Genomic DNA, 22,156 nt, shown 5'->3' on the forward strand with positions numbered 1-22,156 from the left:
AGGGCCCGGCGCGAATAAATCGCGACCGGGCCCTTCAGCCAGCATCCGGGAGCCTTGATCAGGCTGCGCGGCGCGAAGCCGCCGGCTGCGACAGCTTGGAACCTGACGCGACCACCATACCGGCGGCTCCTTCGAGCCAGCCGGACACGAGTTCCAGCGCCAGGAAGCGATCGCGCGCAAACGGACCCGGCATCACCAGATGCTGCGTCTTGTCGGCAAAGAAGCCGAAGCGCTCGTAATATGCGGCATCGCCGACGAGGAGGACCGCGCCATGACCGCGCGTCTTCGCCTCGGTGAGGGCCGCCCGCATCAGCGCGCCGCCGATGCCCTTGCCCTCATGCGCCGAATCGACGGCGAGCGGACCGAGCAGCAGGGCTTCCACAGGCTTGCCCTCACGGCTGACGCCGGCCTCGACGTTCCAGAGACGCACCGTACCGATCACATGCCCGGCCCGATCCCGTGCCACGAAGGCCAGTCCTTGCGCCGGAATACGGCCGCGGCGGATCTTCTCCGACGACTTCTTGCGGCGATCCTTGCCCATGGCACGGTCGAGCAGCGCCTCGCGCGACACAACGTCAGCAGGCGTTTCATGATCAATGACAAAAGCAGGCGCCGGCGCGAAAAGCGCGCGCATGCTGGTCAGAACAGCGGCCATTCTGGCCTCCTATCCCAAGCGATGACGATGATTGTGAAGGTCCGTGCCGGTTGGCCGGCACGGGAGACGTCAGATGACGTAGGACTTCAGCGGGTCGAAGCCGTTGAACGCCACCGCCGAATAGGTGGTGGTGTAGGCGCCGGTGCCCTCGATCAGAACCTCGTCGCCGATCGAAAGCGAGATCGGCAGCGGATACATGTTCTTCTCGTACATGACGTCAGCCGAATCGCAGGTCGGACCGGCGAGAACGCAGGGCTCCATCGCGTCGGCGTCATGGGCGGTGCGGATCGGGTAACGGATCGCTTCGTCCATGGTTTCGGCGAGACCGCCGAACTTGCCGATGTCGAGGAACACCCAGCGGTGCTCGTCATTGTCAGACTTCTTCGAGATCAGCACGACCTCGGCCTTGATCACACCGGCATTGCCGACCATGCCGCGGCCCGGCTCGATGATGGTCTGCGGGATGTTGTTGCCGAAGTGCTTCTTCAGCGACGCCTTGATCGCCTGACCATAGGCCTCTGCCGACGGGATGTCGCGCAGGTACTTGGTCGGGAAACCACCACCCATGTTGACCATCTGGAGCACGATGCCCTGCTTGGCCAGCGAGTTGAACACGCGCTTGGCATCGGCAAGAGCGCCGTCCCAGGCATCGACCTTGGTCATCTGCGAACCGACATGGAACGAGACGCCGAAGGATTCGAGGCCGAGCTGGTGGGCATAGACGAGAACGTCGACGGCCATTTGCGGCACGCAGCCGAACTTGCGGGAAAGCGGCCATTCGGCGCCTTCGCCATCCGTCAGGACGCGGCAGAATACACGGGCGCCGGGAGCGGCACGAGCGATCTTCTCGACTTCCTCATGGCTGTCGACGGCATAGAGGTTCACGCCGAGTGCGAAGGCACGGGCAATGTCGCGCTCCTTCTTGATGGTGTTGCCGAAGGAGATGCGCGTGGCATCTGCACCGGCATCGAGCGCCATCTGGATCTCGGCAACGGAAGCGCAGTCGAAGTTCGAACCGAGCGACGCCAGGAGCTGGAGGATCTCCGGCGCCGGGTTCGCCTTGACTGCGTAGTAGATGGCGCTGTCCGGCAGGGCATGACGGAACGCACCGAAATTGTCGCGCACGACGTCGAGGTCGACCACGAGGCAGGGACCTTCGGGACGTCGGGTGTTGATGAAGTCGAGGATGCGAGCAGTGGTCATCGATGTAACCTTCCAAATTCCAGCGATACCCGAAGCTGCCAAGCTTCGGATGGACAAAGGACGGCGAGACATCGCTCGAAACCAGTCGGTGGAGACACCGGTACCGTACGAACGCTCGACGCGCGAAACGATGGATCAACGCACTCTGGAAACGAGTACAATAATCCGCTTTGTCTGCCATGGATTGGAGGGAGACCCTACCGCACTTCCGGCAATGATGGTGTGCCTCTGAAGTAACTCCAGCTGATGGAAAGCCGGAAGAGACTAGAAAGGCCCGCACCGTCGTTGCTTCGTATGTCCTCGCATTTTCCGGTTGGCCGGAATAGCGACTGGAGGGGTTAGTTCCAGGTACCTTACCGATGACCTCACCTTAGGGAATAATCCCCATTCGAGGGTCGGCGGACACACACGGGCACGTGCGACTTTGGGCTGAACACGAGATAAGAAATGTGTCGGTCATAATCAAGAGGTTTTTTCGCCCCTGGTTAATTTTGCCGGCTTGGACACTTTTCTTTGAACAATTTCCTCCATACGTTCACAAATAGCGGTAAATTTTGGGGGATTGGGATGGACACGCTCACTCGAATTCGTGCCTTCATCGATGTGGTCGAAGCCGAGGGCTTTTCCGCAGCCGCCCGCAAGACAGGCCGCTCCAAGGCGCTTTTGTCCAAATATGTCAGAGAGTTGGAGGATGAGCTCGGCGCCTTGCTGCTCAACCGCACCACAAGGCAATTCTCGCTGACAGAGGCCGGCCACACCTATTACCGCACCGCCGCCGACATCCTGAAGGAGATCGACAACCTCGCCGACCTCGTGCGCGAGAACAATGCCGACCTGAAGGGCAAGCTGAAGGTCACCCTGCCGCGGACCTTCATCGATGCGGAAATCGGCCAGTCGCTGATCGATTTCGCCAAGGAAAACCCGGAACTCTCGCTTGAGATCGTCGCCGAGGACCGCTTCGTCGACCTGATCGAGGAAGGCTTCGACCTCGGCATCCGAATCACCAAGCTCGATGATTCGGGCATGATCGCCCGCAAGCTCTCGGACTTCAGGGTCTATGCCTGCGCCACGCCGGCCTTTGTCGAGGCCCACGCACCCCTCACCCATCCCAGCGAGTTGTCGCGGGTTCCGTTCCTGATCGACACCAACTCCCGTTCGCACAACAGCCTGCGCTTCATCGATTCCGACGGCAGCACGATCTCCGTCAACGTATCCGGCCCGATCGAGGTGAACAGCCCGCAGGCCACCCTGCGCGCGGCGCGCGCCGGCCTCGGGGTCGCCATGATTCCCGATTTCATTGCCCGTCCCTATCTGGCATCGGGCGAACTGGTCTCGCTGTTCGACGAATTCATCGCCAAGGACCGGGGCATCTATGCCGTCTATCCCCACCGCCGCTACCTGCCGGCGAAGGTTCGCGCTTTCGTCGACTATCTCCACGCATGGTTTAAGCGCTATTCGTGAGGCTGAGGGTCCCACTTTTGTCCCAATCATCGGACACGGAGAGGCGGCAAGCGAGAATTCTGGAAGGGTTTACGGGAATGCGGAAAGGCCTCGGTTACTGGGCGGCCGGAGCGGTCGTGGCTTTTGCGACGCCAGCGCTCTCCCATCCGCACATCTTTGCCGAAGCACGCGTGGAGATCGTTGCCGCCGATGACGGTACGCTGAAGGAACTACGCAACGTCTGGCGCTTCGACGATATCTTCTCCTCGAGCGTGCTGATGGACTTCGACAAGAACAGCGACCTGAAGCTCGACCACGGCGAACTGAACGAGATCGCCAACACCATCAGGGATTCGCTCGGCGACTACAGCTATTTCACCTCCATCACGAAGGACGGCGCTTCGAGCGAGATCGCACGGCCCGAAGTCTTCAACGTCGACTTCAAGGACAATCAACTGCTGGTCTTCTTCGTAGCGAAACCCAAGACACCAGTGAAGATCGGAGGCCGCATGACATTCGGCATCTACGATCCGACCCTCTACACCGCGATCGACTTCGCCAAGGACGAGGACATGACGGTCGAGGGCAAGGCCTTCGAGGCTTGCGCCCACAAGGTGGTTCGGCCCGACCCGGACGAAGTTATCTCCCAGAACCAGTTGAACCTGACGGAAGCCTTCTTCAGCGACCCGACCGGCAACGACATGGGCAAGCTCTTCGCCACCCGGCTGGAGGTGACATGCTGAGGCCTGTCCGACGTGATCGGGCCATGTCGCTTGCCACTGCAACGCTCGCCTTCGTCCTCGTAGCGAGCCTTGCCCATGCGGCCTCCCCGCTCGGTATCGGCACCGCCGAACCCAGCTACCAGCCCACAAGCGGTCCCTTTGCCGAACTTCTCGTGTGGATCAACGCCCACCAGCAGGCCTTCTATCGCTCTCTGACCAACGCTTTGAAGGCGATGCGGGAAGATCCCTGGAGCCTCGTCACCTTGATCGGGCTGTCCTTCACCTATGGCATCTTCCACGCTGCAGGCCCCGGCCATGGCAAGGCGGTCATCTCATCCTATCTGCTGGCCAACGAGATCGAGTTGCGCCGCGGTATCCTCATCTCTTTTGTCTCGGCCTTCCTGCAGGCCCTGGTCGCGATCGCGGTCGTCGGCACCGCCTATCTCGCTCTGCGCGGCACCTCGATCAGCATGACCGATGCAACGCGCACGCTGGAGATCGCCAGTTATGCAATGATCGTTGCCTTCGGCCTCTGGCTACTGGTGCGCAAGCTCAGGACCTCCCTCGCCCATCCTGCCCCTTCGGCAATGACCGGAGGCCTCTTCGACACCCAGCCGACCCCGACAGGCGGCAGCGTCACGGCATCCCTCTTCGCCGAGTCGTCTGATACGGGGCCCCCTGGCAGACCGAGTGGCTCACGCTTTCGCGCAATGGCGGTATCCCATGATCACGATGCGCTGGCCCCGGGCTCCGTCTGCCACGAATGCGGCATTTCTCACGTCCCCGATCCGAGCCTTGTCGGCGGCAGCGTTTTCGGCCTGCGGGATGCCTGGTCAGCGGTGATCGCCGTGGGTCTGCGACCCTGCTCCGGCGCCCTGCTGGTCATGACCTTTTCCCTGCTGAACGGGCTGCTGCTCGGCGGGGTCTTGTCGGTGCTCGCCATGGCGCTCGGCACCGCAATCACGGTCTCGGTTCTGGCGAGCCTGGCTGTAGGCGCCAAGGGACTGGCGCTGAAGCTATCCGGTCCGGGCTCCCGTCGCGCCGGCATGCTCGCAAGTGGAATCGAAGTGGGCGCAGCGCTGATCGTCGTCCTTCTCGGCGCCCTGCTGCTCGCAGCAAGCCTGAACGCCTAAGCCGGTCAGCCCTCGTCGGCACCATGGCTGCGCTGATAGCGCGAGCGCAGCCAGAGGATCAGAAACAGCGCCATCAAGGCTACACCGCCGACCACCGCCCCGAGTTCCGGCGAATAGCGACCGAGCCAGAGGACCACGGTCGGAACCACGAGCATCAGCCCGAAGATGACGGCGACGACGACAGCAGCCTGGGCTGCCGGCGAACGGGACGTCGATGGGGCTCCTTCGGGGCGTGCCACCTTCTTCGGTTCCGGCAAGAGGCTGAAGGCATAGACCACCACACCGATCGCGACACAGATGCCCACCGACCAGGCGACGGTGGCGCTCTTGAAGCTCGCATAGGCGAGCGTGGCGACGACGACAGCCGTGCCGACATAGAGTATGATGCTGAAGATATTCGGCTTCACGATTGTGTTTCCTATCAGGTCGAGGATGCCGCGAGCTCGGCCCGCAGGTCTTCCAGCCGGCGCCGCTGGCGGCCGGTCTCGTCGAAATTGTCAGGCGACAGCCAGGCCTCGAAGGCGGCCCGGATCAACGGCCACTCGCCGTCGATCATGGAGAACCAGGCGGTGTCGCGGTTCTTGCCCTTGGACAGCATGTGCTGGCGGAAGACGCCCTCGAAGCTGAAACCGTAGCGCTTCGCCGTCACCTTGGAGGGCGCGTTTTCGTTGTGGCATTTCCACTCGTAGCGGCGATAGCCGAGATCCTCGAAAACATGGCGTGCCAGCAAGTAATGGGCCTCGGTTGCCAGCGGTGAGCGGCTCATGCCAGGGCCATGGGCGACCCCACCGATCTCCACCACGCCATTGGCCGGATCCGGCCGCATGAAATTCGCCATGCCGACAACCTGTCCGGTCGCCTTGTCACGGAAGACCTCGGTGACCCAACCGCCTTTCTGGACGGCAGTCAGCCAGGCATCGAAGTCCTCGATGCCCTTGAAGTCCGGCTGCGTGAAATAGGTGAGCAGCGGATTGATCTCCATGCCACCCAGGCCGTTCCACAGAGCCTGGAGATGGACCTCGCGGTCATGGGGCTCGATCACGACAAAACGCCCCTCCAACCTGACGGGCTGGGGGACAGGACATCCCTTGAAGGTGGACAGGTCACGCATGCGCAAGCCTCTGGATCGACATTCGGCTGAGGCTTAGGCCACCGACAGGCCAAAGGCAACCGCTTCAGCGGTTGCCGACCCGGACCGGTTGCCGCAGAGGCGATCCGATCAGAGGCTGATCTTGGCCGAGGCGACCGTCGCCTCGATGTGATCGACCAGTGCATCGGGAAGCCCGAGACGGCCGGCCAGCATGTCGAGATAGCCGCGTTCGGTGCGGGTGTCGGGCTCGATGGTCAGCCGCGAGGCGGTGTAGATCTCGACCTTCTGCTCCTCGGTCTTCGCCGAGGCGACGAGCGCATCGAGATCAATCGGCTTGGCAAGCTCGGCCTCGATGAAGGCCTCCGCCTCCGAGCCAAGCCCCGAGAGATGGACCTTGTCCATGATGCGCGAGCGCTCTTGCTCATCGATATGGCCATCGGCCTTGGCAGCCGCGATCATTGCACGCACAAGCGAGAGGGCGAAATCGTTGGAGACCGCAGCCGGCTCTGTGCTGAAAGGCGAATCCTTCGGCGGCGGCAGGAGCTCCGGCAGCGACTGTGTCGGCTCGACAGGCTGACCGGATTTGTAGTTCTTGTAGGCCTGGTATCCGAGGCCGGCAATAACCGCGAGCCCGCCGAGCTTCAGCGCGCTGCCACCGATCGACCGCCCCGTCTTGGTGCCGAGCAGCACGGCTGCGATGGCACCGGTTGCCAGCGGATTGCCCTTGGCCAACCCCATCAGATCGGTGCCCTTCTGGCCGATCGAGCCGGAGGCACCCGGCATCTGCGATCCCAGGAATTGATCCAGCAGCTTCTTGGCGTCGAACATCGCGGTCTCCTTGTTGAAACAGTCGCCCCCTAGATAGGAAGCGACTGTGACATTACAAACAGTCCGGTCAGCGATTGACGCAGATATCAGCCCTTGAGAGCGCAGGCTTCGCTGGCAAGCTTGGTGATGCCCGCCCAGTCGCCAGCCGAAACCAGTTCCTTCGGCGCCACCCAGGAACCGCCGACGCAGACGACGTTCGGCAGCGACAGGTAATCCATGGCATTCTTCAGCGAGATGCCACCGGTCGGGCAGAACAGCGTGCCGGCGAGCGGCGAGGACAGCGCCTTGAGATAGGCGGCACCGCCGGCCTGCTCGGCCGGGAAGAACTTCAAGACCTTATAGCCCTCTTCGCGCAGCGCCATGACTTCAGATGCCGTGGCGGCACCCGGCAGCAATGGAATGTCGGAGTCCCGTGCCACGTCCAGCAATTCCTGGGTCGTGCCCGGGCTGACGATGAACTGCGAGCCGGCATCCACGGCGGCGGCATAGTGTGCGGCATTGAGGATGGTGCCGGCGCCGACCACGGCCCCTTCGACTTCCTGGGCGACGAGACGCACCGCCTCAAGCGCGGCATCCGTGCGCAGCGTGATCTCGATCGCCTTCAAACCGCCGGCGACGAGCGCGCGCGCCAAGGGTACGGCGGTCTTGGCATCTTCGATGATCAGGACCGGCACGACCGGTTGCAGCTTCAGGGTGGAGAGGAGCTTTTCGGTTTTGTCGCCCATGGCAGGACCCTCTTTTAAAACGATTAGATCGGCATTTCACTAACCCGCATGGGCCAGGATGTCGAGCCCGACAGGTAGCACGGAATCTTTCCGGTTTCCTAACAGCGACCGCTCCGCTATGGTTCGCTCGCGTAATATTTCGGAGCGTGAGCGTATGGCGAAGGAAATCGAGCGCAAGTTTCTCGTACGGACCGATGGCTGGAAAAGCGGCGTCACTTCCGAGACCCGCATCCGGCAGGCCTATATTGCCGCCGAAACGGATCGCTCGGTGCGCGTCCGCACACGCAATGACGAGACGGCCCAGCTCACCATCAAGTTCGGCAAGGGCATGCTGACGCGCGACGAGTTCGAATACCCGATCTCCCATGATGACGCGCTTGAAATGCTGGCCTTTTCCATCGGCAACATCATCGAGAAGACCCGTTACACCGTCGATTTCGAAGGTTTCACCTGGGAGGTTGATGTCTTCGACGGTGCCTATCGCGGACTGGTGACCGCCGAAGTCGAGATGGCCTCGGAAGAGGACGCCCCTGCCCTGCCGACCTGGCTCGGTCGGGAGGTGACCGGCGACAAGCGTTATTCCAATCAGGTTCTCGCCACCGAGCGCATGCGGCCGGAGCTGGTGCATGCCATATCGCATTAAGCCCGACCGCCAACTGCTCACCGAGGTTCGATCGGTGGCCCGCGGCGAGCTCGACAAGGCGATCGAAATCCTGCAAGCAAAGCCCGAGGGGCTTCATCCTGCGATCCATGCGGCCCGCAAGAAATTCAAGCGCCTGCGCAATCTCTATCGATTGGTGGCAACCGGCGACAAATCCTTCCGCCGCCAGGAGAATGCGCGGCTGAGAGACATCGCACGCAGCCTGTCGCGCATCCGTGATGCCACAGCCCTGATCGAGACAGTCGAGCATCTGGCCGATCATGCCGTCACCGATGATGAAAGCGTCTCACTTGCAGCCACCCGCGAGGTGCTGACGCGCCGCCGCGACGAAATTGCTGCTGCCGAAAGCGACCTCGAAGCCAAGGTATCCGATGCGATCGAAGCGTGCCGGGCGGCCATCCTCGCACTCGACGATCTGACACTCCCCTCGAAACCGGGCCATGCGGCACGGCTGATCGCGAAGGGCTGGCGCAAGAGCCTCGAGCAGGCGCACCAGGCGCTGGAAAGCTGCGAGGGCGAAGGTCACGGCGAGGCCTATCACGACCTGCGCAAGGCAGCCCAGGCCTATTGGATGAACCTCTCGCTTTTGCGCGACCTCTGGCCAAGCGCCTTAGATGCCAAGCGCAGTGACGCAAAGACGCTGGTCGAGCTGCTCGGCCACGAACACGATCTGACGGTGCTCACCACCCTTCTCGACCACGAACCGGAGCTGTTCGGCGACGGCGAAGGCCAGTCATTCCTCCTGGCCATCATCATCCGCCGCCAGATGGCGCTTCGCCGTGAGGCGCTAACACTGGCCGATCAGGTCTTTGCCGACGCCGCAAAGGACGAGGCAAGCATTGTCGAGACGCTGTGGCTGAGGGCATCGGCCTAACGCGTCTCGCGCAATGGCGAGAAGATCACGGCGCGCTTTAGACCCCGATCTGCACCTGCCGGTCGCAGGTCTTCTCGATCAGCGCCGCATCATGGCTGACAAGCAGGACTGCGCAATTGCGCTCCCGCGCCAGCTCCGTCAGCAGGTCGATGGTTTCCTGCTGGGTGATGAGGTCGAGGCGCGAAGTCGGCTCGTCGGCGAAGAGGAAGAGCGGGTCAAGGAGCAGCACCCGCAGCAATGCGAAACGCTGCAACTCGCCGCCGGAGACCTCCGTCGGCAGGCGCGAGAGAAGCGCGGACGAGAGGCGCAACCGCTCCATCAGGGGCTGGACGCGCGTTCCATCAAGCCGATGCAACCGCAAGAGATCGGCGATCGCATCGCCGAGCGTGATCTTCTGCGGAAAGGCCGAGGGCGGATCCTGGTAGAGCTTCTGATAGCGGACCGGCTTCGCCTGCGGCAGGCGCGTGACCTCACCCGCATCGACTTTCAAAAGCCCGAGCAGCACGTCGCCGAGCGAGCTCTTGCCCGAGCCGCTCGGGCCGGTAATGCCGACGATCTCGCCGGGTCGGAGCGACAGGTCCTGGCCTGAGAACAGAAGCTTGCCGCCTCTGCTCTTCCTGATCCCTGACGCGACCAGGATCGGGTCGACATCCTCGACAACGGCCGAAACCCGTTCGGCCCAGTTCTCCGGCTCCGCCGCAATCAGACGACGGGTATAGTCATGCGAGGGCGAAGACAGAACCTCGACCGCCTCGCCCGTCTCAATGATCTTGCCTTCCAGCATCACGGCGAGATCGCCACCCATCTGCCGGGCCAGCGCGAGATCATGAGTGATGACGAGAACCGTGCCGCCGGCCTCGACCTCCTGCATCAGAAGTGCAATCACCTCGTCGCGCCTGCTGACGTCGAGCCCCTTGGTCGGTTCGTCGGCGATGATGATCCGCGCACCGCCGGCCCGCGCGGCGGCAAAGGCGACGCGCTGCGCCATGCCACCGGAGAGCTGTCCGGGAAGCTTCGCCTCGGCATCGAGCACGCCGAGCGCTTCGAGATCGGTGCGAGCGGCAGAGATGGCCTCGTCTTCCCCGAGACGACCGAGATAGCGATGCCCCTCGGCCACCTGCTCGAGCGCCACCATGGTGGGATCAAGCGCCAGCCAGGGTTCCTGCGGCAGAACCCCGACCTTGCGGCCCCAGAGCGGCCGAAACCGCTTCGGCTCGGCAAGCGACAGGACCTGCCCGTCGATGGTCACACTACCAGTTGCCGTCAGCCCCTCCGGCAACACACCGATGATCGCCTGAGCGAGCAGGCTCTTGCCGGAGCCGGTTTCGCCGAGGATGGTGAACGGACGCCCGGCCTTGAGGGAGAACGAGACCGGAGCGACGATCTCGCCGGTCGCGGCAGAGACCGAGGCCGCTTCGACGGAAAGAAGAGTGGTCATGGCTTGTCCTTTCCGCCGATCAGCTGCAGTGCGAGCACCATCAGGAAAATCACGGCAATCGGCTGCAGCAGCGCATGCGGCGCTTCCTGGTAGTAGGGCAACAGCTCGATCATCATCGACCCGAGCTCCGGCGTCGGCGGACGAACCCCAACGCTGACGAACCCGAGCGCTGCAATCGCCATGATTGCAGACGCAGCACCATAAGCGGCCACCGTCAAAATCATCGGCGCCAGTTCCGGCCAAAGATGTCGGCGCAGGATATAGGCAGGACCGAAGCCGAGCAGCCGCGAGGCCTCGACCGCCGGCGACAGCAGAAGAGGCCGCGCCATGGCCCGCGTCAGGCGGAAATACTCGACCCACAGCACCAACGAAATGCCGATGTAGAGCATGGCCGGATTATCAGGCACGATCGCCGTCAGCATCAGCACAAGCAACAGTCCCGGAAGGGCCAGGAACGCCTCCGACACCGATCCGACGGCCCGATCAACAAAGCCGCCGCGCCAGGCAGCCAGAACTCCGAGCAAAACGCCGGGGATCATCGCGGTGAAGACCGACAGCAAAGCCAGCCCGAGCGACAGGCGCAGCGCTGCCGCAAGCCGCGCCTGCATCGAGCGTCCCAGATGGTCATAGCCGAACCAGTCGGCAGCACTCGGCCCCTGCAGGGTCAGGCGCAGCGTCTGCTTCAGCGGATCGACGCCACCGATCACCAGCGGCAGGAAGGCGAAAGCGAGCAAACCGGCGAGGATGCCCACACCGGCGAGCCGGCGCATCGGCCAGCGCGCCGGGCGCGGCGCCACATAATCAAGCGTCGTCATGCGCTGCGCCTCCTAGGATCTATGCCATGGCAGAAGAGATCGACCAGCGCGTTGAGCGCGACGAACATCAGCCCCATCACGAGTGCCGTCCCCTGGATCATCGGCACATCGCGCCCGAAGATCGCATGCACCAGGGCATGGCCGATGCCCGGCCAGGCAAACAGCGTCTCGACGACCACGACACCTTCGACGAGATAGACGAATTGCACGCCGAGATAGGTGACGATCGGAACCGCGACATTGCGCAATCCATGCCGCGAAAAGACCTGCCATTCCGAAAGCCCCTTCGTCCGACCGAAGGCGTAGTAGGGCGAGCGAGATACGGCGACCATGGCATCGCGTGCCACGCGGTTGGAGACCGCCGCCAGTCCGAGCGCCAAAGTCAGCGCCGGCAGCACGAGATGCGCCCCATGGGTGTGACCGGCCGCCGGCAGGAGATTGAGCGTCAGGCCGAAGACGATGATCAGGATCAGGCCCACCACGAATTGCGGCAGTGCGCGCAGCGCCGTGGAGACGATCATCAGCGTGCGGTCGAGCACGCCGCCGGGCCTCAGACCCGCGAGAATGCCGAGCGGCGGACCGATGAACAGCGACAGCACGATGGCGGCCAGCGCCAGCTCGATCGTATGACCGAGCTGCATGGCGATTTCCTCGATGACCGGCTTGCCGGTGACCAGGGAGGTTCCGAGATCGAAACGCAGAAGATCGCCCATCCAGTCGAAGAGGGCCAGGATGGCCGGTTTGGCGAGATCGAGCTCGGCGGCCACCTTGGCAGCGGCCGCGCTGTCGACGACATCATAGCCATAGCGGCCGGCAGCAATCCGGTAGGCAAGATCGCCCGGAAGCGACCTTGTCATCACAAAGCAGATGAGACCCACCATGAAGGCCACCAGAGCCGCCTGGACCAGGCGGTTCAGGATCGCCCTGGTCATTTTGCCCACCGCATGGTTTCAAGACCAAAGGTCCGCTCGAACGGGTCGATTGTGGCACCCTCCAGCTTTGGCGAGAAGGCCACCGTCTGCTGGTACCAGGCGATCGGAATGACCGGCAGATCGGCCTGAATGGCGGCCACGGCCTGATGCCGCAGCGTCTCGCCTTCAGCGGGATCCGCGACGCGGGTCAGATCATCCAGCGCCTTTTCGAAGCCGGCATTCGTCCAGTTCATCGCGCCCCAGTCACCACCGCCTGGGCCGTAGTCGGAAAGCATGGTGCCGATCGGATCGGGAACCAGCGCGAAGTTACGCGCCATCAGCGCGAGTTCCAGCGAGCCGTCCTGATGCTTGGCCGGAATCTCGGAGGAATTGGTCGAGTTGATGGTGAGTGCAACGCCAATCTCCTTCAGCTGGTCCTGCAAGACAGCCGCGATCAATGGCAGTTCGGGGCGATCGGGATAGGTGGTCAACGTCAGCGCGAAAGGCTTGCCGTCCTTTTGAAGGATGCCGTCGGCGCCCGGCGTCCAGCCAAGCTCGGCAAGCAGCGCCTTCGCCTTCTCAGGATCATAGCCGAGCGGTGCGAGATCGGCGTCGTGCCAGATCTTCAGGCTCGGCGGGAAGAGTTGTGTGGCAGCAGCGGGATAACGGAGAATGGCAACAGCCAGGCCTTCACGATCGATGGCCAAGCTCAGCGCCTCGCGCGCCTTCACGTCGGCAAGGAAGGAATGCCCGGCATTGACCTTGAGCAGCACGCTGCGCGGGATCGACACCGACTGCAGCACGACCTTGTCGCTTTTCGCCAGTCGCGTGCGGCTCGCGGGATCGAGGTTGAAGACATAGTCGGCATCGCCGCTTTCGGCCATCAGCGCGCGGGTTTCGGCACGGCTGACTGAGAGATAGGTCGCCTTCTCGATCTCGGGCTTCTGCCCCCAGTAGTCGGCGAAACGTTCAACGGCGAGGCTCTGCGGCGCCTCAAGCTTTGTCAGCTTGAAGGGACCCGTGCCGATGATCGCCTTGACCTCGGCACCTTCATAGGCAGCCGGCGCCAGGATCTGGGCACGGTTTTCGGCAAGGAAGGCCAAGAGCGGCACAAATGGCTTCGACAGCGAGACGACGACCGCCCCCTCGCCGTCCGCCTTGATCTCGGTGATCGGCGCCTTGCTGAGGAGCCCAGCCTTGTCCTTGGCGATGTTGAGTGCGGACGCCACCGCTTCTGCCGTCAGCGCTGTGCCATCCTGGAATTTGACACCAGACTGCAGCTCGAAGCGCCAGGTCAGGCCGTCTTCGCTGACGGCCCAGCTCTTCGCCAGCGCCGGAACCGGATTGCCGTCCCTGTCGGCTTCGACCAGCGTCTCGACGATCCGCATGCGCAGGAAGATGTCGCCGGACTTCGCCGGATCGAGGCCGGTGATCTCGAAGGGTGCAACGATGTCGACCACGCCGTCGGTCGCCATGACGGGGGTGGCACCGGCCAGCATGGCCAGGAAGGAGGCAGCGATGATATTCTTGAACATTAGCATCACCTTTAATGTTATAAAGTTACACCCGTCTAACCAAACCGATCCGTGCTGTCCAGTGCCGTCACGCCTCCGCCCACAACCGCCCTGCCAATTGACGATTTTCAAACTTGCCCGCAGACGCGGAAATCCGTTGCGCTGCAGGGGCTGAGGCGGTATTTCGCAGGCCATGACAGAACACATGACAGCCCCACGCCCCGAGACAAGCGGCGCCTTTTGCGTCGCCGCCCTCTATCACTTTGCCAAGTTTCCGCGTTTCGAGAGCTTCCAGGAACCGCTCGAGGCGCTCTGCAAGGCGGAAGGCGTCAAGGGTACGCTGCTTATTGCCCATGAGGGCATCAACGGCACGATCTCCGGCACCGACGCCGCGATTGCCAAGGTTCTGGCCTTCCTACGCAGCCAGCCGGAATTCAAGAATCTTGAGCACAAGGAAAGCCGGGCTTCCAAGATGCCCTTCCTGCGCATGAAGGTGCGGCTGAAGAAGGAAATCGTCACCATGGGCGTCGAGGACATCGACCCCAACGAGATCGTCGGCACCTATGTCGATCCGAAGGACTGGAACGACCTGATCTCCGATCCCGAGACCATCGTCATCGACACCCGCAACGACTATGAGACGGCGATCGGCATCTTCCACGGTGCGGTCGACCCGAACACCAAGACGTTCCGCGAATTCCCGGATTGGGTGAAGAACAATCCCGGCCTGCACAACAAGCCGAAGATTGCGATGTATTGCACCGGCGGCATCCGTTGCGAAAAGGCGACAGCCTTCATGAAGCAACAGGGTTTTGACGAGGTCTACCACCTCAAGGGCGGCATCCTGAAATATCTGGAGGAAGTGCCGGAAGATCAAAGCCTCTGGGATGGCGCCTGCTTCGTCTTCGACGAGCGTGTGTCAGTCACCCATGGCCTGAAAGAGGGCAACCACAAGCTCTGCCACGCCTGCCGCAACCCGATCACAGCGGAGGAACTGACGCACCCGCACTATGAGGAAGGCGTCTCCTGCAGCCATTGCTACGAGAGCCGCACCGAAGCCGACCGCGACCGCTACCGCCAGCGCCAGCTGCAGATCGCGCTCGCCAGGAAGCGCGGCGTAAAGCATATCGGCGGCTGATCGCCGCCGATCAATCCCTTCGCATCAGCCCGAAATCACGGCGCCGCGCTTCCAGTCCCGTCGACCCCAGCTGCGCAGCCGCATGCGCGGCGCCACGGCCAGCGCGGAGAACGGAGCGACGGCAAAGGCTGCCACAACGACGAGCGGCAGCAGGATCTTGGCATGACCAGCCAGCGCCGGGATCGACAGAACGAGAATGGCGCCAACGCCGAAGATGACGGCATGGATCATCATGCTGCAGACGATTGTGAACCAGGTCTCGGGGGTGAACATGGTTCGTCTCCCTTTCCTGAAAGGGAGACGAACCCGGCAACAGGTTCCGGCGGGATCATGCCGGGTTCAGCTCAGATCTCTGCCCGATCGCTCCGATGGGCCGCGAAGGCGAGTTCTGCGGCCTTAGCCCGCAACTCCATGGGGCGCTGCATCAGCGATGCGATTTCCGCCGGCGCCTGCGGGCGTCCGAACAGATAACCCTGCAGCTGATCGCAGCCGGCCAGCCGCAGGATGACCGCCTGCTGCTCCGTCTCAACCCCTTCTGCGGTGACCGGAATGCCCAGGGAGCGGGCGAGCGCGACGGTTGCCTGCAGCATCTCGACAGCACGATGCCCACGCTCCAGGGCCTGCACCAGCGATCGGTCGATCTTCATCCGGTCGAAGCCGAACTGCCGGAGATAACCGACACTGGAGAAGCCGGCGCCAAAATCGTCGAGTGCGATGCGCAGGCCGAGATTGCGCAGCCGCTCCAGCGCGAGGCGCGCGCGCTCCGGGCTCTGGACGAAATAGGTCTCGGTCATTTCCAGCACTACGCGCGCTGGGTCGATCCCGGTTTCGCGGAACAGATATGCCACATGATCGACAAAAGCTGGATCGCGGAACTGGCCGGGTGAAACATTGACCGACAGCTTGAGGCCGGGCCATTCCTGCAATTGCAGCAGCGACTTGCGCAGCACGCAGAGCCCCAGTTGGTCGATCAGCCCGCTGGTTTCGGCAACAGGGATGAAAAGCTCCGGCGACACCGGTCCATGCCCCCGTCGGGTCCATCGGGCCAGAGCCTCCACACCGACCAGTTCGAAGGTCTTGGAATCGACGACGGGCTGATAGACGACCTCGATCTCGTCTCGGCCGATCGCGCCGCGCAGGTCGATCTCCATCTGATTGCGCGTTTCCCGCTCCTCGTCCATCTTGGGGTCGTAGACCGTCCAGCGACCGCGCCCCCCATCCTTCGAGGAATACATGGCCATGTCCGCCCGGCGCGTCAGCTCCGCACCTCCGACGAGGCCATTCTCGGAAACGCAGAGCCCGATGCTGCACCCCACGACGACGGTTCTTTCGCCAAGTGCAAGCGGTTGATCGAAGAAGGCGAGAATGGAGGACGCGAGCGCGAGCGCCCGCTCATGTGCGTCGTCTCCGGACAGGACAATGCCGAACTCATCGCCCCCGATGCGGGCGAGGCCGGCCTCGTTTCCGACCAGCACCGTGAGGCCCGCCGACACAGCCCTTATCAAACGGTCGCCTGTGGCATGGCCGTAGGCATCATTGACTTCCTTGAAGCCATCGAGGTCGAGATAGAGAAGCGCAATATCCGCAGACGTCTCGCGCCCTCGCCGCACCTCCTCTTCCAGAAGCTGGTGCAGACCCGCGCGGTTCAACAGGCCGCTCAGCCGGTCGGTCTGGGCCAGCCGGACCGCATCCGCCTCGTCCGCCCTGACACGTCGCATTTCGCTGTTGCCGATGACCACGAGGAGGAGGCAGTAGACCGTGACGATGACGAGGGCCGCCGTCATCAGCGGCTCCACCTGCTTGCGACTCTGATCCCCCGGAGCGCGAGGGGTCCAGGCGAGCGACGCAATGGCCTGCCCCGAGGGCGCGGTGATCTCCACCGCCGTACTGCGCGAGGACGGGGGCACGAGTTCGAGCCCGGGCAGCACGTAGGCTTCCGAGAGCCGCTCGACCGTCAGTGGTGACAGATGTCGGACGAAAGCGAGATAAAGATGTTTTTCGGTCGGCTGGCCGATGTCACCGGACTTCGGTCGGATCAGGGCCACGCCGGCAGCACCGATGCCCTTTTGCGTGCGCAGGAACCCGAGCGCCTGCGGCACATGCCCGGTCTGGCCAAGGCGGACGCGGTCGAAAAGCCCCATCAGGTCGGGTGTCAGGTACCCTCCCAGCTCGCCCTCGACAGGCTGGCCATCGGAATAGGCCATCAGTGGGCGCCCCTGATGGTCGAGCACGATGGCCACATCGAAAAGGTCACTGTCGAAGGTCATGTCGCCGAAATTGCTGGTCATCCAGGCCATATCCTGATGAACATAGACATTCTCGGCGGCATCGTCCCAGGCCGTATAGTCCAGCAGTGTCGCGCCCAGTTGATGCTCGAAGGTCTGGACCGCGCCGACAAGCGTCTCGCGTGATCGCTCCTCATCCAGATGGTTGGCATAGCGGGCGACCCGATCAAGGGCTGTCAGCACGATGGATGCGACCATGACCGCCATCAAGGCGAACACGACGAGCAGCGCCGCAACCGCGACACGACGGTTCGCAAGTGGCCGAAGCCGTCTGTCCAAAACGTGAAGCCGCATGCGATTTACCCGAGGATGGAGCCTCACCTTGGGCAGGAATGTGTTCAATTTGACTTAACATCATGAACACATGGAGAAAATTGTCTAATCCGAATAGGCCAATAGCCTCATGGACCACCACAGGCAGGGGGCATGCCCGTTCGCTCTGCCGGACACATAGGCGACCAGCAAAAAAGGGCTCCGGTGATAGCCGGAGCCCTCGCTTGGGCCGGCCTGGAGGCGCCGGCTTCAGATCGGATGCGTCAGGCGACGACGGAAACGAACTGGTCCTTCGGGCGGCGAACCTTCTTCAGGTTCACCAGCCAGTCGCCTTCTGCGGCGCGGTAGCCGAGCGGCAGGATCGTCACCGAACGCAGGCCCTTTTCCTTGAGACCGAGGATTTCGTCGAGCTTGACCGGATCGAACCCTTCCATCGGCGTTGCATCGACGCCTTCAAAGGCGGCAGCGGCAACCGACATGCCAAAGCCGATATAGGCCTGACGGGCGGCATGTTCGAAATTCACCTGGGCATCGCGCTGCGGGTAATTGTTGAGCAGCATCTGGCGATAGTTTTCCCAGCCTTCATTGGTGAAGCCGCGCTCTTCGTTGACGAGGTCGAACATGTGGTTGATGCGCTCGGGCGTATAGTTGTCCCAGGCGGCGAAGACGAGCAGATGCGAGCCTTCGGTGACCTGCGCCTGGTTCCAGGCGATTTCCTGGATGCGGGCAAGAACGTCCTTGTTGGTCACAACGAAAACTTCAAACGGCTGCAGACCGCTGGAGGTCGGCGCGAGGCGAGCCGCCTCGACGATACGCTCGACCTTGTCTTCGGAAACGACCTTGGTCGGGTCCATCTTCTTGGTGGCATAGCGCCAGTTCAGCTTTTCGATCAGTGCGGACATGATCTCGCTCCTGGTTGGACCTGCCGGGGCGCCTTGGGAGTTGGCACGGACGACGATGTCTGGTATCAATTAGTAACCAGGCCTAGATATGGAACCGGAGAATTTGTGCAAGAAGGCACATTTTTGATACCAGGTTACACCGATGAAACGATGGAAACCGTCATGTGCGACAACTATGATCCGACCAAGTGCCAGACCGTCAGCGAAATGCTGGCGAGACTCGGTGATAAGTGGACGGTTCTGGTGATCATGATGCTCGGCGACGGTCCGCAGCGCTTCTCCGATCTCAAGCGCTCGGTCGTCGGCATCTCACAGCGCATGCTGACATTGACGCTGCGTTCACTGGAGCGTGACGGCATCGTCGAGCGCACCGTGCATCCGACTGTCCCGCCGAAAGTGGAATATGCGCTGACCGATCTCGGCCGCTCTTTCGGTGAGCCGATCAGGGCACTCGGCGGCTGGGTCTTCACCCATCACGACCGCATCCAGACGGCCCGCGCGGACTTCGACCGCCGCAACGAGGTGGATGCCGGCAACAAGCTGATCAAGCTCGGCTGAGCAGGAGCATGGGGGCCGGAGCCCCCTGCCCGGTCAATCCGCCTTGAAGTTACCCTTGGGGAATTCGAGAGCCAGATCGCGATACCACTTGCCGCTCTTCTTGAGGGTGCGGACCTGCGTGTCGTAATCGACATGCACGAGGCCGAAGCGCATCTTGTAGCCTTCCGCCCATTCGAAATTGTCCATCAGCGACCAGGCAAAATAACCCTGCATCGGATAGCCCTCGGCGATCAGATCGGCGACCTTGTCGAGATGTTCGGCATAATAATCGAGCCGCAGCTGGTCCTCGACCTCACCCCCCTCGACCTCCATGTTGTAGCAGGCACCGTTTTCGGTGATGTAACAGACCGGCAGATCGTAGCGGGCATAGAGCCGCTCGACGAGCGACTTCAGAGCCGGCGCATAGACCTCCCAGCCGATATCGGTCTTGACCTTGGAGACCGGCGGCGCCCCCACGGTGGCCGGGAATTCGGCACCGGGCGTCGGATCATCGGCCACGCGCATCGGCGTGTAATAGTTGAGCCCCCACCAGTCGAGCTTCTGGCTGATGATGGCAAGGTCACCCTCTTCAATCTTGGGCATGCGATGACCGAGCGCCGCGAGAAACTCTGCCGGATACTCGCCCTTGAACACCGGATCGAAGAAGACACCATTGTGGAACTGATGCGCCCGCTCGGCAGCAGCCTTGTCGGCAGCGCTGTCCGAACCCGGCAGTGTCTCATGCGCATTCAGCACCAGCCCGACCGGGACATTGGGCGCGATTTCGCGGATTGCCTGAACCGACAGACCATGCGCAAGGTTGGTATAGTGCAGCGCATGAAGGGCCGCATCCATGCTGCGTTCGCCCGGCGCATGCACACCGTAGAGATGGCTGAGCCAGACCGAACACCAGGGCTCGTTGAAGGTGGCGACGGCATCCAGCCGGTCGCCGAGGCGCTCCATGACGACCTTGGTGTAACGCTGAAAGGCCTGCGCCGTGGAGCGCGCCGTCCATCCGCCCTCGCCCATGAGAGCCAGAGGCAGATCCCAATGGTAAAGCGTCGCATAGGCCTTGATGCCGCGCGCCTTCAAGCCATCGATCAGTCTGTCGTAGAAATCGAGACCCTTCTCGTTGATCGGGCCAGCACCATCCGGAATGATGCGCGGCCAGGCGATCGAGAAGCGATAACCGGTGACGCCCATGTCCTTGATCAGGTCGAGATCGCTTTCCCACCTGTTGTAGTGATCGCAGGCCATATCACCATTGTGCCGCCCGAAGACCCGGCCCGGCATGTTGGAGAACGCATCCCAGATCGAGGGCTTGCGCCCATCGGCTTTCGACGCCCCTTCGATCTGGAAAGAGGCGGTCGCGACCCCGAACAGGAAGTCACCGGGAAAACGCGAGGCGAGCGCCTTGGGATCGATCATCGAACACATCCTTCGTCAGGTCTGGGCGGAAGGGCCGCCACGGGTCAGTCGATGAGCGGTTTAGAGCAATCGAACGACGCGGTGAAGACATCGCCAACAAAAAACTGCAACGTTGCAGTTTTCACACCCTCCCCTTGAGGGGGAGGGTCGGAGCGCAGCTCCGGGGTGGGGTGATGTGCCGAAGGCCGGCGTAACCAATCACGCCGAACTCGTGGCCTTTGTCACCCCCACCCGCCGCTTCGCGGCGACCTCCCCCCTCAAGGGGGAGGTAGGCTTACACCTTCACCCATCCACCATTCTGCTTCGACGAGGCGATGCAGGCCTCGACGAACGCCACCCCCTTCACGCCGTCATCGACTGTCGGATAGACCACCGCCGAATCGACAGCAGTTCCAGCCTTCGCCGCATTGATGGCGGCTGCCGCTTCCGTGTAGATCGTCGCAAAGGCTTCGAGATACCCTTCCGGATGCCCCGAGGGAATGCGGGTGACACGGCCAGCTGCGGCATTCGCCCCTGCCCCGCCGCGCGTGATCAACTGCTTCGGCTCGCCAAGACGCGTGAACCAGAGATAGTTCGGGTCGGCCTGCGTCCATTCGATACCGGCCTTGGTGCCATAGATCCGAACCTTCAGCCCGTTTTCATTGCCGGTCGCCACCTGGCTGCACCAGAGCAATCCCTTCGCCCCGCCCTTGAAGCGCAGCATCACATGGGCATTGTCATCGAGACGGCGGCCCGCGACAAAAGTATGCACATCGGCGGCCAGTTCATCCAGTTCGAGGCCCGAAATGAACGAACCGAGATTATAGGCATGCGTGCCGATATCGCCGGTCGAACCGCCCGCACCCGACTGCTTCGGATCGGTGCGCCAGGCGGCCTGCTTCTGGCCGGTCTGCTCGATCGGCTCGGCCAGCCAGTCCTGCGGATATTCCATCTGCACCAGCCTGATATCGCCGAGCTCGCCGGAGCGCACGAGTTCGCGCGCATGCCGCACCATCGGATAGCCGGTGTAATTGTGGGTCAGGATGAACAGCGCCTTTGCCTTGTCGGCAACCGCCTTCAGCGCCTTGGCATCTTCGAGATTGGAGGTCAGCGGCTTGTCGCAGATGACATGGATGCCGCGCTCGAGAAAGGCCTTGGCCGCCGGGAAATGCACATGGTTGGGCGTGACGATTGACACCGCCTCGATACCATCGGGACGCGCCGCTTCCTTCTCCGCCATTTCCTCGTATGAGCCGTAGCAGCGGTCGGGATCGAGCCCGAGTTCGCGACCGGAGGCCACCGACTTCTCCGGCGTCGAGGACAGCGCACCGGCAACGAGATCATACTGGTCATCGAGCCGCGCTGCCATGCGATGCACCGCGCCGATAAAGGCGCCGGCACCGCCGCCAACCATGCCCAGACGGATCTTCGGTGTCCGCTCGCCCGATTTGCTTGCTTCGATCGCCATGATGTTTTTCTCCCTGGATTCTCGGTGTGTGGGGTTACCCCCCTCTGTCACTGTCGTGACATCTCCCCCTCAAGGGGGAGATTGTTCGTTAACGTCCCGCCTCAATCAAAGTCCCGCCAACGGCGCGGCATGCGGTC

22 protein-coding genes are annotated in these 22,156 nt (G+C 62.7%); 7 read left to right on the forward strand and 15 right to left on the reverse strand.

What is annotated here, in order from left to right; genetic code table 11:
- Positions 1 to 58: 58 nt before the first annotated feature.
- Both J2045_RS00810 and odc2 read right to left on the reverse strand, forming a co-directional pair.
- The gene (locus J2045_RS00810) at positions 59 to 655 is read right to left on the reverse strand and encodes a GNAT family N-acetyltransferase (protein ID WP_307368089.1); all 597 of its coding nucleotides are present in this window, start codon (positions 653 to 655) and stop codon (positions 59 to 61) included.
- 69 nt (positions 656 to 724) lie between these two features.
- Positions 725 to 1,858, reverse strand: a complete 1,134-nt coding sequence (gene odc2 / locus J2045_RS00815; protein ID WP_307368092.1) for an ornithine/lysine decarboxylase — start codon at positions 1,856 to 1,858, stop codon at positions 725 to 727.
- 567 nt (positions 1,859 to 2,425) lie between these two features.
- On the opposite strand from odc2, the gene J2045_RS00820 reads away from it, so the two are divergent.
- The 3 genes from J2045_RS00820 to J2045_RS00830 all read left to right on the forward strand — a co-directional run bounded on the left by J2045_RS00820 (position 2,426) and on the right by J2045_RS00830 (position 5,153).
- Positions 2,426 to 3,319 (forward strand): LysR family transcriptional regulator, encoded by an 894-nt coding sequence (locus tag J2045_RS00820; RefSeq protein ID WP_307368095.1) that lies wholly within the window; start codon positions 2,426 to 2,428, stop codon positions 3,317 to 3,319.
- 77 nt (positions 3,320 to 3,396) lie between these two features.
- Positions 3,397 to 4,041, forward strand: a complete 645-nt coding sequence (locus J2045_RS00825; protein WP_307368097.1) for a DUF1007 family protein — start codon at positions 3,397 to 3,399, stop codon at positions 4,039 to 4,041.
- Positions 4,035 to 5,153 (forward strand): nickel/cobalt transporter, encoded by a 1,119-nt coding sequence (locus J2045_RS00830; RefSeq protein WP_370872948.1) that lies wholly within the window; start codon positions 4,035 to 4,037, stop codon positions 5,151 to 5,153. Before J2045_RS00825 ends, J2045_RS00830 begins: the two co-directional genes overlap by 7 nt.
- A 5-nt stretch (positions 5,154 to 5,158) precedes the next feature.
- Here the strand turns inward: J2045_RS00830 and J2045_RS00835 are convergent, their stop codons facing one another.
- From J2045_RS00835 to J2045_RS00850, 4 genes are all read right to left on the reverse strand, one after another.
- Positions 5,159 to 5,560 carry a hypothetical protein gene (locus tag J2045_RS00835; protein ID WP_307368100.1) on the reverse strand — a complete coding sequence of 134 codons (402 nt, stop codon included), beginning with the start codon at positions 5,558 to 5,560 and terminating at the stop codon, positions 5,159 to 5,161.
- Between the two features lie 14 nt (positions 5,561 to 5,574).
- On the reverse strand, positions 5,575 to 6,264 hold the full coding sequence (locus tag J2045_RS00840; protein WP_307368103.1) for a GNAT family N-acetyltransferase: 690 nt from the start codon (positions 6,262 to 6,264) through the stop codon (positions 5,575 to 5,577).
- A gap of 108 nt (positions 6,265 to 6,372) precedes the next feature.
- Entirely contained in the window at positions 6,373 to 7,071 is a 699-nt protein-coding gene (locus J2045_RS00845) for a tellurite resistance TerB family protein (protein ID WP_307368105.1), read from the reverse strand.
- Positions 7,072 to 7,157: 86 nt separating this feature from the next.
- On the reverse strand, positions 7,158 to 7,796 hold the full coding sequence (locus J2045_RS00850; protein ID WP_307368108.1) for a 2-dehydro-3-deoxy-phosphogluconate aldolase: 639 nt from the start codon (positions 7,794 to 7,796) through the stop codon (positions 7,158 to 7,160).
- Between the two features lie 154 nt (positions 7,797 to 7,950).
- Here J2045_RS00850 and J2045_RS00855 point away from each other — a divergent pair, with 154 nt between their 5' ends.
- Entirely contained in the window at positions 7,951 to 8,439 is a 489-nt protein-coding gene (locus J2045_RS00855) for a CYTH domain-containing protein (RefSeq protein ID WP_307368111.1), read from the forward strand.
- Positions 8,423 to 9,331 carry a CHAD domain-containing protein gene (locus J2045_RS00860; RefSeq protein WP_307368114.1) on the forward strand — a complete coding sequence of 303 codons (909 nt, stop codon included), beginning with the start codon at positions 8,423 to 8,425 and terminating at the stop codon, positions 9,329 to 9,331. The genes J2045_RS00855 and J2045_RS00860 overlap by 17 nt, the downstream gene beginning before the upstream one ends.
- 37 nt (positions 9,332 to 9,368) lie before the next feature.
- On the opposite strand, the gene J2045_RS00865 is transcribed toward J2045_RS00860, so the two are convergent.
- The 4 genes from J2045_RS00865 to J2045_RS00880 are packed head-to-tail and all read right to left on the reverse strand — an operon-like array spanning position 9,369 to position 14,030.
- Complete coding sequence (locus tag J2045_RS00865) at positions 9,369 to 10,769, reverse strand: ABC transporter ATP-binding protein (RefSeq protein WP_307368117.1); 1,401 nt, start codon at positions 10,767 to 10,769, stop codon at positions 9,369 to 9,371.
- Positions 10,766 to 11,584 carry an ABC transporter permease gene (locus tag J2045_RS00870; protein ID WP_307368120.1) on the reverse strand — a complete coding sequence of 273 codons (819 nt, stop codon included), beginning with the start codon at positions 11,582 to 11,584 and terminating at the stop codon, positions 10,766 to 10,768. The genes J2045_RS00865 and J2045_RS00870 overlap by 4 nt, the downstream gene beginning before the upstream one ends.
- Positions 11,581 to 12,516, reverse strand: coding sequence for an ABC transporter permease (locus tag J2045_RS00875; protein WP_307368123.1), 936 nt, complete (start codon positions 12,514 to 12,516; stop codon positions 11,581 to 11,583). The genes J2045_RS00870 and J2045_RS00875 overlap by 4 nt, the downstream gene beginning before the upstream one ends.
- Complete coding sequence (locus tag J2045_RS00880) at positions 12,513 to 14,030, reverse strand: ABC transporter substrate-binding protein (protein WP_307368126.1); 1,518 nt, start codon at positions 14,028 to 14,030, stop codon at positions 12,513 to 12,515. The genes J2045_RS00875 and J2045_RS00880 overlap by 4 nt, the downstream gene beginning before the upstream one ends.
- Before the next feature lie 172 nt (positions 14,031 to 14,202).
- Here J2045_RS00880 and trhO point away from each other — a divergent pair, with 172 nt between their 5' ends.
- A complete protein-coding gene (gene trhO / locus J2045_RS00885; protein ID WP_307368130.1) occupies positions 14,203 to 15,147 on the forward strand; it encodes an oxygen-dependent tRNA uridine(34) hydroxylase TrhO in 945 nt (314 codons plus the stop codon).
- Between the two features lie 24 nt (positions 15,148 to 15,171).
- On the opposite strand, the gene J2045_RS00890 is transcribed toward trhO, so the two are convergent.
- From J2045_RS00890 to J2045_RS00900, 3 genes are all read right to left on the reverse strand, one after another.
- Entirely contained in the window at positions 15,172 to 15,420 is a 249-nt protein-coding gene (locus J2045_RS00890; protein WP_307368133.1) for a hypothetical protein, read from the reverse strand.
- Between the two features lie 71 nt (positions 15,421 to 15,491).
- Positions 15,492 to 17,726, reverse strand: a complete 2,235-nt coding sequence (locus J2045_RS00895; protein WP_307368136.1) for a putative bifunctional diguanylate cyclase/phosphodiesterase — start codon at positions 17,724 to 17,726, stop codon at positions 15,492 to 15,494.
- Positions 17,727 to 17,968: 242 nt separating this feature from the next.
- Positions 17,969 to 18,607 (reverse strand): NAD(P)H-dependent oxidoreductase, encoded by a 639-nt coding sequence (locus tag J2045_RS00900; RefSeq protein ID WP_307368139.1) that lies wholly within the window; start codon positions 18,605 to 18,607, stop codon positions 17,969 to 17,971.
- 162 nt (positions 18,608 to 18,769) lie between these two features.
- Between J2045_RS00900 and J2045_RS00905 the strand changes: the two genes are divergently transcribed.
- A complete protein-coding gene (locus tag J2045_RS00905; RefSeq protein ID WP_307368142.1) occupies positions 18,770 to 19,165 on the forward strand; it encodes a winged helix-turn-helix transcriptional regulator in 396 nt (131 codons plus the stop codon).
- 33 nt (positions 19,166 to 19,198) lie between these two features.
- On the opposite strand, the gene J2045_RS00910 is transcribed toward J2045_RS00905, so the two are convergent.
- Together J2045_RS00910 and J2045_RS00915 are read right to left on the reverse strand one after the other, a co-directional pair.
- Positions 19,199 to 20,572, reverse strand: a complete 1,374-nt coding sequence (locus J2045_RS00910; RefSeq protein ID WP_307368144.1) for a GH1 family beta-glucosidase — start codon at positions 20,570 to 20,572, stop codon at positions 19,199 to 19,201.
- Between the two features lie 274 nt (positions 20,573 to 20,846).
- Positions 20,847 to 22,019: a Gfo/Idh/MocA family protein gene (locus J2045_RS00915; protein WP_307368148.1), complete on the reverse strand. Its 1,173-nt coding sequence runs from the start codon at positions 22,017 to 22,019 to the stop codon at positions 20,847 to 20,849.
- Between the last annotated feature and the right edge of the window lie 137 nt (positions 22,020 to 22,156).

This window comes from Peteryoungia aggregata LMG 23059 (assembly GCF_030814435.1).
Lineage (GTDB): Bacteria > Pseudomonadota > Alphaproteobacteria > Rhizobiales > Rhizobiaceae > Allorhizobium > Allorhizobium aggregatum.

Excerpts from the sequence above, each read along its gene's own strand:
- J2045_RS00890 (WP_307368133.1), bottom strand. The coding sequence starts at position 15,420 with ATGTTCACCCCCGAGACCTGGTTCACAATCGTCTGCAGCATGATGATC.
- J2045_RS00870 (WP_307368120.1), bottom strand. The coding sequence starts at position 11,584 with ATGACGACGCTTGATTATGTGGCGCCGCGCCCGGCGCGCTGGCCGATG.
- J2045_RS00875 (WP_307368123.1), bottom strand. The coding sequence starts at position 12,516 with ATGACCAGGGCGATCCTGAACCGCCTGGTCCAGGCGGCTCTGGTGGCC.
- J2045_RS00845 (WP_307368105.1), bottom strand. The coding sequence starts at position 7,071 with ATGTTCGACGCCAAGAAGCTGCTGGATCAATTCCTGGGATCGCAGATG.
- J2045_RS00860 (WP_307368114.1), top strand. The coding sequence starts at position 8,423 with ATGCCATATCGCATTAAGCCCGACCGCCAACTGCTCACCGAGGTTCGA.
- J2045_RS00865 (WP_307368117.1), bottom strand. The coding sequence starts at position 10,769 with ATGACCACTCTTCTTTCCGTCGAAGCGGCCTCGGTCTCTGCCGCGACC.
- J2045_RS00915 (WP_307368148.1), bottom strand. The coding sequence starts at position 22,019 with ATGGCGATCGAAGCAAGCAAATCGGGCGAGCGGACACCGAAGATCCGT.
- J2045_RS00900 (WP_307368139.1), bottom strand. The coding sequence starts at position 18,607 with ATGTCCGCACTGATCGAAAAGCTGAACTGGCGCTATGCCACCAAGAAG.
- trhO (WP_307368130.1), top strand. The coding sequence starts at position 14,203 with ATGACAGAACACATGACAGCCCCACGCCCCGAGACAAGCGGCGCCTTT.
- J2045_RS00850 (WP_307368108.1), bottom strand. The coding sequence starts at position 7,796 with ATGGGCGACAAAACCGAAAAGCTCCTCTCCACCCTGAAGCTGCAACCG.
- J2045_RS00880 (WP_307368126.1), bottom strand. The coding sequence starts at position 14,030 with ATGTTCAAGAATATCATCGCTGCCTCCTTCCTGGCCATGCTGGCCGGT.
- J2045_RS00830 (WP_370872948.1), top strand. The coding sequence starts at position 4,035 with ATGCTGAGGCCTGTCCGACGTGATCGGGCCATGTCGCTTGCCACTGCA.
- J2045_RS00820 (WP_307368095.1), top strand. The coding sequence starts at position 2,426 with ATGGACACGCTCACTCGAATTCGTGCCTTCATCGATGTGGTCGAAGCC.
- J2045_RS00840 (WP_307368103.1), bottom strand. The coding sequence starts at position 6,264 with ATGCGTGACCTGTCCACCTTCAAGGGATGTCCTGTCCCCCAGCCCGTC.
- J2045_RS00855 (WP_307368111.1), top strand. The coding sequence starts at position 7,951 with ATGGCGAAGGAAATCGAGCGCAAGTTTCTCGTACGGACCGATGGCTGG.
- J2045_RS00825 (WP_307368097.1), top strand. The coding sequence starts at position 3,397 with ATGCGGAAAGGCCTCGGTTACTGGGCGGCCGGAGCGGTCGTGGCTTTT.
- odc2 (WP_307368092.1), bottom strand. The coding sequence starts at position 1,858 with ATGACCACTGCTCGCATCCTCGACTTCATCAACACCCGACGTCCCGAA.
- J2045_RS00910 (WP_307368144.1), bottom strand. The coding sequence starts at position 20,572 with ATGATCGATCCCAAGGCGCTCGCCTCGCGTTTTCCCGGTGACTTCCTG.
- J2045_RS00905 (WP_307368142.1), top strand. The coding sequence starts at position 18,770 with ATGTGCGACAACTATGATCCGACCAAGTGCCAGACCGTCAGCGAAATG.
- J2045_RS00895 (WP_307368136.1), bottom strand. The coding sequence starts at position 17,726 with ATGCGGCTTCACGTTTTGGACAGACGGCTTCGGCCACTTGCGAACCGT.
- J2045_RS00810 (WP_307368089.1), bottom strand. The coding sequence starts at position 655 with ATGGCCGCTGTTCTGACCAGCATGCGCGCGCTTTTCGCGCCGGCGCCT.